Consider the following 8,814-nt stretch of genomic DNA (forward strand, 5'->3'; position numbering starts at 1 on the left):
CGTGAACAGCGTGAGCTTGCGGAGAAGGTCTTTTCCTCGGTGAAATTCCCTGAACTGACTGAGCGTGAACAGGAATTGCTGGACTATTATCTGACCTCCTGCACCTACGGTACAAAGACACGCTCGGCTGAGAACACGGTCAAGAAGCATTATGCCAAATCGCACAGCAAGTCGAAATTTAGCTTTATATGGGCGAGATTGTTTCCCGATACGGAGTTTATGAAGCAGTATTATCCGTTTTACTATCGGCATAGGTTGTTGCTCCCTGTCGGCTATGTATGGCGGTGGTGCAAGGGCATTGCCACAAATCACAAGAAGTTACAGGCAGAAATGAGAGCGTTAAGGAAATATGATAACAAGAAAGTATAAGATAGCGGATAAGGTGGTTGAGGTCAATTCGATATATGACGAGGTACATGAATACTGCTCAGACTATCAGACGGACGAGCCTGCTGATTACTCCGTTACCACAACGCAAGCTGATATTGACTTCGAGAGACAAAAGTCTGCCCGTGAGGACGAGATCGAGGGTATTCCGACACGGCATTTTTCAGACAGCTACCTTGAAGAATTGGCAGTTTACCGCAAGATAGCGGAGAAAATGCTTGACTATGACACGGTACTTTTTCACGGCTCTGTTGTGGCTGTGGACGGTGTGGGCTATCTTTTCACGGCTAAAAGCGGCACAGGCAAGTCCACTCATACAAGATTTTGGCGAGAATATTTCGGAGAACGTGCAGTCATGGTGAATGATGATAAACCGCTTTTGCATATCGCTGATACAGTCACAGCTTACGGCACTCCCTACAACGGCAAGCACAGGCTTGGCACGAACACTTCCGTTCCGCTGAAAGCGATATGTATTTTCACACGGTCTGCCGAAAATCATATCGAGCCGATCACCAGAGAACAGGCTTACACGATGCTTCTGCAACAGGTCTACCGCCCTGCGGATATGCTGAAAATGGCGAAAACGCTTGAACTGGTGGACAGGCTTGCGGAAAGTGTGAAGCTCTATCGGCTCGGCTGTAATATGGATATTTCGGCGGCACAGGTCGCCTATGAGGGTATGCAATGACAAGATTTGAAGATGTGATCGAGCGTGACGGCAGGCTCGTCTACACGAATGTCGGTGACAGTATGCGCCCTCTTATACGGCAGGACAGGGATATTCTTATCATTGAAAAGCCCCACAGCAGGCTGAAAAAGTACGATGTTCCGTTGTATAAGCGTGACAGCGGTCAATACGTCCTGCATAGGGTGCTGAAAGTCCGTGAGAATGATTATGTGATCTGCGGAGATAACCGCTATTCCAAAGAATACGGCATTACCGACCGACATATCATCGGTGTACTTACTGCTGTTGTCCGTGACGGAAAGGAGATCCCCATAACCGATTGGAGATACAAAACCTATGTGCATTTGTGGTGCGACCTTTTTCCGCTCCGTGCCTTTATCCTCAAAGCAAAACACTTCCCGAAATGGCTGAAAAGAAAACTGAAACGATGAAAAACAATGCGATAAAATGGCTCTATGCCGTCCCCGAAAAGAAAAAGCTGTATATCCTCGCTCTGATGCTGGTGCAGGCTCTGCACGGTGCAAGCGGTGTGCTGTATGCTTTGCTCCTGCGGAATATCGTGGACAACGCCACAGCTCATGACAAGTCAGGATTCTGGCATTATGTGGTGCTGACCGTCCTGCTTGTTGTCGCTCAGATCGGTATGAGGGCGGTCATTCGGTGGCTCAACGAATTATCAAAATCGACTTTTGAAAATATCTTCAAGGCTCGGCTGATGCGGAATATCCTGCGAAAAGACTTCGCAAGCGTGAGTGCCGTCCATTCGGGCGAATGGCTGAATCGGCTCACCAATGACACGGTAGTGGTCGCTGACAGCTACGTTGAAATTCTCCCCGGACTGGTCGGAATGGTTGTCAAGCTCATTAGTGCAGTCATTATGATGATCGTACTTGACTGGCGGTTTGCCTGTGTTCTACTGCCCTGCGGAGTGCTGCTTATTGTATTTACCTACGCTTTCCGCAAGGTGCTGAAAAAGCTCCATAAACAGGTGCAGGAGCGTGACGGCAAGCTCCGTATTTTCCTGCAAGAGCATATCGGCAGTATGATGATGATACGCTCTTTCGCAACAGAACAACAGACGGAAGATGAAGCAAGCGACAAGATGTTACAGCATAAAACCGCAAGAATGCGTAAAAACCATTTCTCCAATTTCTGCAATATCGGTTTCGGGCTTGCGATGAACGGAATGTATCTCTTTGGGGTGTGCTACTGCGGTTACGGCATTTTGCTCGGTACGATCAGCTATGGTACACTGACAGCGATAACACAGCTTATCTCGCAGATACAAGCACCGTTTGCCAATATCACAGGCTATCTCCCACGGTTCTACGCTATGACGGCAAGTGCGGAGCGGCTAATGGAAATTGAAGATTTCAAGAATGATGCTGATTGTCAGGCTCTTGGTATTGAAACGGTCAAGGCATATTATAACGATTCACTCAAAGCATTCGGTCTGAAAAATGCTGATTTTACCTACTATCCTGCGGTCGATAGTACAAAAGACCTTACGAAAGATAATCAACCTGTTGTGTTGAAAAATATTAGCATTGAGATCGGCAAGGGCGAATATGTGGCGTTCACAGGGCATAGCGGCTGCGGAAAATCCACGGTGCTGAAACTGCTCATGAGCATTTATCAGCTCGACGGCGGTGAGCGTTACCTGACCGATACGCAAGGCACAAAGCCGCTGACTGCTGAATGGCACAGGCTGTTCGCTTATGTTCCGCAGGGCAATCAGCTTATGTCGGGTACGATCCGTGAGGTTGTGGCTTTCGCTGACAAGGCAGATATGCAGAATGATGAGCGTATCAACAGAGCTTTGCATATAGCCTGCGCCGATGATTTTGTATCGGAACTTGACAGCGGTATTGACACCCTGCTCGGTGAGCGTGGCACTGGTCTTTCAGAGGGGCAGATGCAGAGAATCGCAATCGCAAGGGCGATATTTTCAGAAAGCCCGATACTGCTCCTTGATGAAGCGACTTCGGCGCTCGATGCCGATACGGAGAAAACGCTGTTACAAAATCTGCGGAGTATGACGGATAAAACGGTCGTGATCGTTACACATCGTCCTGCCGCTTTGGAGATATGTGACAGGGTGATAGACTTCACAAATACGGACGGCTCAGAGAGTGTGTAGCAAGCTCCCTGAGCCGTTTTTTAGTGGATAGTTTTTTCGTCATTAAGCTGTTAATCATTCTTGACTAACAGCTTAATGACGGGTATCATTCAAGTACACTCCTATTTTTCTTTTTCTGCCGATCCCTGCTCTGCTCCTGACGGAGAAATTCTTCTATCTCCCTCGTTGCTTCGGACAGCTCTCTTGACTTCTGATCCAATGCGTCATACTTGGTGTTCATATTTTCCAGTTTTCCACGAAGTTTGGAAATATGCTTTTCCAACTGCTCGACTGTCGGGATTTTCTTCGGGAACGCTTTTTTGAGTTCACTCTCAGTCGCTGAATACCGATACTGGTCCGCATATTTCTTTTGATTACGCCCTTTTAGCGACATATAATGGTCGTGAAAAGGCTTTGAGTTTTGGTAAGTCCTGAGCCATATCAACTGCTGCTCACGCTCCTTGATCTCCTCGCTGATCTGATTCATTTTGCCGACAAGAGTTATCCTTTCGCCGTAAGCATCAACGGCGGCAGCTTTCGCCTCCTCTGCGGTCACGCCATAACACGGCACACTTTAGAGCCGTTGCTGCCGCAGGCTTTTTCGATTGTTATGAAGTCGGTCGGCTTGATATGTACTGTTTTATTCTTTTCGGAGTATTCAAAGAAATGATATCTGTAACCGATCTTCTTGCTTTCTGTCTGATTGGGGAACAGCTTAGTCACGCACAGATAGCCGACGTCTTTCAGTTCGTCCAGTGCTGTCTCCTTTTCTTTACAAATAGAAGCAAGCCCCTTGACAGAGTAATCCCATTTATCGGGTAAATTCAGAACTTTACTGAGAAGTCCCGTTGCTTTCAGCGAGATTGCTGTTGACATCAGATGATAGTTGCTCATTACTGCGTATGCGGTGTTTTTGAAAACACGGCATACAGATGAGCTTCTTTTCTTTTTCTTTTCCATTTACTTAGCAGCCATTGTGATACCCCTTTGTGTCAGAAAGTGATTGTACGCCTCACCATTTCAGGGAGTTTGCTTCTGTTCAGTGAATAAACATCAGCGTTCTTATTGAGATAACCACTCTTATTCAGACCTTCAAGAGTTGCCTTGATCTCATCGTATGAACTGCCGAGAAACATGGAGTGCATCTTTTCGGCGGTACAGTTATCATCATCGGGATAGCTTGCCATCTTGGTGATGATCGCAGTTTCAGCACAAGTCAGCTCACTGCTAACAGGAATACAGATAGATTCAATTACAGGCATAGGGAAGTCCTCCTTAAATGAAAATAATTCCAGTGATTTCCTTGACAGCGCTATTTCAACGCGATATAATGGTAGAAAGTTCAAATACTGTCATTTAAACTCATTGTGAAACAAAATATATGTTTATTTTATTGGGCGAATTATTATGCCGAGCGGTGATTATTCACGTTGCATATAGTGGCGTTTCGGATTTATAGGCAAAAAAAGCGTCCCTCATTTCTGAGGAACGCTTAATACAGTATTCAGTTTTGGGCATAAAAATAGCGTATAGCGCTCCTGACATTCATCAAAGAGCGATTTACGCTGAGATGTTGATTTCCATTTATTTATCGTAGTGAACCTTGCTTGATTTCTACCACGTTTCTACCAACCTTTTCTTTCTACCAGCCTTGTTCTCGTTATGGTTTACACCGAGCAGCAGCGGCGCGATCAGAACATATCCGCCGATTTCACAGCAGGCAGGAACGAATGACATCATCACCGCAGGTCTGCCGACCTTTTTCAAATCGGACAGATTCAGCGATAATCCTGCCTTCACAAGAATAATGATGAGCGCGATCTGCCGAAGCTCAGATGAGATCCCGAGAATGGACGGATCAAGCAGATCAAGCACATAGGGGCTGACAGCAATTCCGACACCGAGCATTCCTATAATTCTTGGCAAGCCTATCCGTTCAAAGATAGCTGCCGCCGACAGCCCGACAAGAAAAATTATTGCAAGTGATAAAAGCATAACAGTACCTCCGGATAAAACAAAAAACCGACAACTTTTGCGTCAAAACGCAGAAGTCATCAGCTTGAATAAGCGGTTTCGGTTTCCCGTGGGAGAACATCATTCCCGATATTATTTTTTCTGTTATTATTATAGCACAGGAGTGCTGAGATGTCAATCACTTTGCACTATAATCTGAGAATAGTTTTATGCATGAGGAAGAAATATCGAAATCGCATCGGAAATATTGCAAATGCACTTTACGATTTCTAATCACAGCTGAGAGCACCCCTGATCTTCGCAAACTGGATAGCATTCAGCTTTGTATTGCTCTTCTCGGTCTCAGCCATGTCGCTCTCAATACGATCAAACACAGACTTACGCTTTTTCATGAGCTTCTCTGTCTGCTGTTCATAGGTAAGCATCTTGCCACCTCCTTCCGTTTCGTTCTCTCCTTGTTTTATATCTATAGAGGACTATTCCCACATAATAATTATAGCTCAAAATACTGCCGTTTGTCTATTCGCATTGCGCAAGAAGCCCCGTGCGCCATAAGACTTTTTCATTCGTCAAGATGTTATGGAAAATTTTGAAACGGGTATAAAAATGCAGAGCTGTCATGCCCTGCATTTTGTGAAAACATTCAATTTATAGACAATTGCGAAAGTCAAAAACTATTACTTGATATTCTCAATAAATTTTTTCATTTCTTCACTTATTTGCTCCTGCTTATAATTATGAACATAGTGTCCGCAATCAAGTTCAACAACAGTTGTATTTGACAGTTCAGAAGCATACTCTTTTTGTATCTCCGACCACTTTTCAATGCCTGTTTCTTTTCCGTCAGATACAAACATTAACATTGGTATATCAGGCTTAGGTGCTCCGTCAATCTTTTTGACGGCATCGGGGATAGCAAGACCTTCATTTATAACTGCATCGTTTACAGCTATTTTGCTGGCAATAGCTCTATATAATGCCTTTTCATCTTCCGAAAGCATTTGAGGGAGTGAATCGTCAGAATAGTAGAACCTGACAATCCCCAACTCTCGTCCAATAGCTGCAATTTTTTCAAATCGCTCTGTTTTTGAAAAATTAAAGTTGTCATAAGCGCGTGGCAAAGACATATCAAGACCTACAATTGCTTCGACTTCATCTGGATGTTCTTGTGCCCAAAGTATTGCTTCAAGTCCAGACATTGAATGAGGGCAGAGGATAAACGGAGCATCAATTCCAGCATTTGAAAGTGCTTCTCTGTCCTGTCTTAGTATTGTATCAAATGACCTCTCGGTATTTACTACATCACTGAAACCGTAGCCGAATTTTTCAACAACAACTATCCTATAATCATCATCTAACAAACTATACAGACTTCTGAAATCAAGTATAGGAGAAGCAGTCCCTGAACCTGAAAGAAATACTAATGTATGTTCACCTTCTCCCTCAGAGTATATGCACATATTGTGTCCGTCAACCTCTAACATTTCGCCAAGAGGTTCGTCCAATAGTGCCTTTTCCTTATTCATCATAATTTTATTGTATGTGAACACTATTACCAAGAAAATGATTAGCATTAGTATGATTATAAGAAGTACCTTTCTAATTATCTTAAATGCTTTTTTCATCTGAATACTACTCCATAAAAAATAAATCTTCATTAGCAAGCCGACCGCCAACTCTTACCCCTAAATTATACCACATCCGGCTTGAAAAAGCAACCGCCGATACTCCGAAAAAAAGCAACGACATGGAACAAGCTGCACAGTACATTGATATTCTGTCGCTTGTAGATAACTATATCGCCAACGAGATATGCAAAAACGTTGATTCGGATTGGGACAGCTACTATATCTCCAAAGACGCAGGCGGCAAGCTGACCTTCAATCCCATGTGGGACTACGACCTTGCTCTCGGCAACTTCATTGACGTTAAGGGATACGATTCTGCCGCAGGACTTGGAGTATACAACGTGCCCAACTGCAATGCCAATTCCAATCAGTGAATGTGCTATGCCATTCAGAATGACTGGTTCAGAGAAGCTGTGGCTGTCCGCTGGAAGGAAGTGTATGATGACTTGAAAACGCTTCCTGAGTTTGTTATTTCCGAAGCCGAAAAGAACGCCACTTCCTACGAGCGCAACTTCACAAAATGGAACAGTCTCGGGAAAAGGTATTCTCCGAACCCGACGAGATCGCTGATCTTTCTACGCACAAGGCTCATGCTGAATATCTTGCTAACTGGCTCGATGAACGTATCAAATGGCTTAACAACTACTTTGCCTCTGCCAATTGAAGCTCAGGGAAATACCTCGATGAGAACGAAAAGCCAATTGATCCGAATAATGCCGTAGCGGTCAGCACGCTGATGTTCTGGAGTTCAAAGGCAGTGGTACAGTAAAGGTGGAGCATCTTTCACTTGTAGCGATAAAGCCCGAAATACTCATGGGCAATGTAAATACGGACGGTGAGTTAAATGTTTCTGACCTTGTACTATTACAGAAATGCCTGCTTGCTGTTCCTGATACTGAGCTTAAGACTGGAAAGCAGCCGATTTCTGTGCAGACAATGTCCTTAATGTATTTGACCTCTGCCTTATGAAACGTGCTCTGCTGAGGCAGATGGGGATAATTGAATAAGTAATGAATCTATGCACCCAAGCTGGTTACACTTGCCCCCGACTTAGGTGCATTTTCGTGTATGCGTTAAATTGTATCAAAATATTGAGTTCTGATATAACGATAAAAGGCTGCTGCACAGCAACTGTGCGGCAGCCTTTGACCTCGAAGTATTGCATCTCATGTTTGCATTCCATTTCAAAGGAAGCTATGTTATCCTTCTGAATAAGTCCGACCTTATATTCCTCTAATGCACTATAAAAACAGAGCGTGATCTTATCTCCATTCAGCGGCAGGATATACAGAAAGCCGTCGCCATTCAGAGCAAGCCTGCATACAACGCAGTTTTTCATGATCTATATTATCTCGCTGAGATAGGTCACTTCACGGTCTTTTCTTCTCATAAGCCGAAGATCCTCATATCCTCGTCAACGGTTGTAATTCCCGCAATGCCGAAGCTGTCTACAAGAACCTTTGCCACATTCGGTGACAGGAACGCAGGCAGAGTCGGTCCGAGGTGAATATTCTTTACTCCGAGATACAGCAGAGCAAGGAGGACGATGACCGCTTTCTGCTCATACCAAGCGATATTATAAACAATAGGCAGATCATTCACATCGTCAAGCCCGAACACCTCTTTCAGCTTCAGAGCGATAAGCGCCAAAGAATAAGAATCATTGCACTGTCCTGCATCGAGAACTCTCGGAATACCGCCGATGTCGCCAAGATTCAGCTTGTTATACTTGTACTTCGCACAGCCGGCAGTAAGGATCACGGTATCTTTCGGCAGCTTCTCTGCAAACTCCTGATAGTAGCTTCTGGACTTCGCTCTGCCGTCACAGCCTGCCATGACTACGAATTTACGGATAGCCCCCGACTTTACCGCCTCTACAACTGTATCGGCAAGAGCGAATACCTGTTCATGGGCAAAGCCACCGATAATAGAGCCGGTTTCGATCTCGGTAGGCGGAGGACATTTCTTAGCCTGTTCGATGATCGGCGAGAAATCCTTTACTTCGCCGTAGGGTG

Annotated in this window: 13 protein-coding genes and 1 riboswitch; of the genes, 6 read left to right on the forward strand and 7 right to left on the reverse strand. The window is 44.8% G+C overall.

Annotated elements, in window-relative coordinates; translation table 11 throughout:
- From K6G33_RS03865 to K6G33_RS03880, 4 genes are all read left to right on the forward strand, one after another.
- Positions 1 to 369: hypothetical protein (locus K6G33_RS03865; RefSeq protein WP_296776488.1), on the forward strand; the 369-nt coding region annotated here is incomplete at its 5' end.
- On the forward strand, positions 350 to 1,078 hold the full coding sequence (locus K6G33_RS03870) for a hypothetical protein (protein WP_296776491.1): 729 nt from the start codon (positions 350 to 352) through the stop codon (positions 1,076 to 1,078). The genes K6G33_RS03865 and K6G33_RS03870, both read left to right, overlap by 20 nt.
- The gene (locus K6G33_RS03875) at positions 1,075 to 1,509 is read left to right on the forward strand and encodes a S24/S26 family peptidase (RefSeq protein ID WP_296776494.1); all 435 of its coding nucleotides are present in this window, start codon (positions 1,075 to 1,077) and stop codon (positions 1,507 to 1,509) included. The genes K6G33_RS03870 and K6G33_RS03875 overlap by 4 nt, the downstream gene beginning before the upstream one ends.
- Complete coding sequence (locus K6G33_RS03880; RefSeq protein WP_296776496.1) at positions 1,482 to 3,218, forward strand: ABC transporter ATP-binding protein; 1,737 nt, start codon at positions 1,482 to 1,484, stop codon at positions 3,216 to 3,218. The genes K6G33_RS03875 and K6G33_RS03880 overlap by 28 nt, the downstream gene beginning before the upstream one ends.
- Positions 3,219 to 3,303: 85 nt before the next feature.
- Here K6G33_RS03880 and K6G33_RS03885 read toward each other — a convergent pair whose 3' ends face one another.
- From K6G33_RS03885 to K6G33_RS03910, 6 genes are all read right to left on the reverse strand, one after another.
- Positions 3,304 to 3,768, reverse strand: coding sequence for a hypothetical protein (locus K6G33_RS03885; RefSeq protein WP_296776498.1), 465 nt, complete (start codon positions 3,766 to 3,768; stop codon positions 3,304 to 3,306).
- Positions 3,750 to 4,157: a hypothetical protein gene (locus K6G33_RS03890; protein WP_296776499.1), complete on the reverse strand. Its 408-nt coding sequence runs from the start codon at positions 4,155 to 4,157 to the stop codon at positions 3,750 to 3,752. Before K6G33_RS03890 ends, K6G33_RS03885 begins: the two co-directional genes overlap by 19 nt.
- 32 nt (positions 4,158 to 4,189) lie before the next feature.
- Positions 4,190 to 4,459, reverse strand: a complete 270-nt coding sequence (locus tag K6G33_RS03895) for a hypothetical protein (RefSeq protein WP_296776501.1) — start codon at positions 4,457 to 4,459, stop codon at positions 4,190 to 4,192.
- A 352-nt stretch (positions 4,460 to 4,811) separates the two neighbouring features.
- Positions 4,812 to 5,192 (reverse strand): cation:proton antiporter, encoded by a 381-nt coding sequence (locus K6G33_RS03900; RefSeq protein ID WP_367270463.1) that lies wholly within the window; start codon positions 5,190 to 5,192, stop codon positions 4,812 to 4,814.
- 43 nt (positions 5,193 to 5,235) lie between these two features.
- A riboswitch (Fluoride riboswitch) is annotated at positions 5,236 to 5,308 on the reverse strand.
- Between the two features lie 132 nt (positions 5,309 to 5,440).
- Positions 5,441 to 5,596 carry a hypothetical protein gene (locus K6G33_RS03905; RefSeq protein ID WP_296776503.1) on the reverse strand — a complete coding sequence of 52 codons (156 nt, stop codon included), beginning with the start codon at positions 5,594 to 5,596 and terminating at the stop codon, positions 5,441 to 5,443.
- A 252-nt stretch (positions 5,597 to 5,848) separates the two neighbouring features.
- Entirely contained in the window at positions 5,849 to 6,796 is a 948-nt protein-coding gene (locus K6G33_RS03910) for an alpha/beta hydrolase (protein WP_296776505.1), read from the reverse strand.
- Positions 6,797 to 6,918: 122 nt separating this feature from the next.
- On the opposite strand from K6G33_RS03910, the gene K6G33_RS03915 reads away from it, so the two are divergent.
- Both K6G33_RS03915 and K6G33_RS03920 read left to right on the forward strand, forming a co-directional pair.
- The gene (locus K6G33_RS03915) at positions 6,919 to 7,173 is read left to right on the forward strand and encodes a CotH kinase family protein (protein WP_296776506.1); all 255 of its coding nucleotides are present in this window, start codon (positions 6,919 to 6,921) and stop codon (positions 7,171 to 7,173) included.
- A gap of 146 nt (positions 7,174 to 7,319) precedes the next feature.
- Positions 7,320 to 7,463 carry a hypothetical protein gene (locus K6G33_RS03920; protein ID WP_296776509.1) on the forward strand — a complete coding sequence of 48 codons (144 nt, stop codon included), beginning with the start codon at positions 7,320 to 7,322 and terminating at the stop codon, positions 7,461 to 7,463.
- A gap of 722 nt (positions 7,464 to 8,185) precedes the next feature.
- On the opposite strand, the gene hcp is transcribed toward K6G33_RS03920, so the two are convergent.
- On the reverse strand, positions 8,186 to 8,814 hold a 629-nt coding region (hcp, locus tag K6G33_RS03925; protein ID WP_296776510.1), incomplete at its 5' end, for a hydroxylamine reductase.

It is taken from the genome of Ruminococcus sp. (assembly GCF_024691275.1).
In the GTDB taxonomy this organism is placed as follows: Bacteria; Bacillota; Clostridia; order Oscillospirales; family Ruminococcaceae; genus Ruminococcus.

Coding starts and splice junctions, on each gene's coding strand:
- K6G33_RS03880 (WP_296776496.1), top strand. CDS start 1,482: ATGGCTGAAAAGAAAACTGAAACGATGAAAAACAATGCGATAAAATGG.
- K6G33_RS03875 (WP_296776494.1), top strand. CDS start 1,075: ATGACAAGATTTGAAGATGTGATCGAGCGTGACGGCAGGCTCGTCTAC.
- K6G33_RS03905 (WP_296776503.1), bottom strand. CDS start 5,596: ATGCTTACCTATGAACAGCAGACAGAGAAGCTCATGAAAAAGCGTAAG.
- K6G33_RS03920 (WP_296776509.1), top strand. CDS start 7,320: ATGGAACAGTCTCGGGAAAAGGTATTCTCCGAACCCGACGAGATCGCT.
- K6G33_RS03910 (WP_296776505.1), bottom strand. CDS start 6,796: ATGAAAAAAGCATTTAAGATAATTAGAAAGGTACTTCTTATAATCATA.
- K6G33_RS03870 (WP_296776491.1), top strand. CDS start 350: ATGATAACAAGAAAGTATAAGATAGCGGATAAGGTGGTTGAGGTCAAT.
- K6G33_RS03895 (WP_296776501.1), bottom strand. CDS start 4,459: ATGCCTGTAATTGAATCTATCTGTATTCCTGTTAGCAGTGAGCTGACT.
- K6G33_RS03915 (WP_296776506.1), top strand. CDS start 6,919: ATGGAACAAGCTGCACAGTACATTGATATTCTGTCGCTTGTAGATAAC.
- K6G33_RS03900 (WP_367270463.1), bottom strand. CDS start 5,192: ATGCTTTTATCACTTGCAATAATTTTTCTTGTCGGGCTGTCGGCGGCA.
- K6G33_RS03890 (WP_296776499.1), bottom strand. CDS start 4,157: ATGGAAAAGAAAAAGAAAAGAAGCTCATCTGTATGCCGTGTTTTCAAA.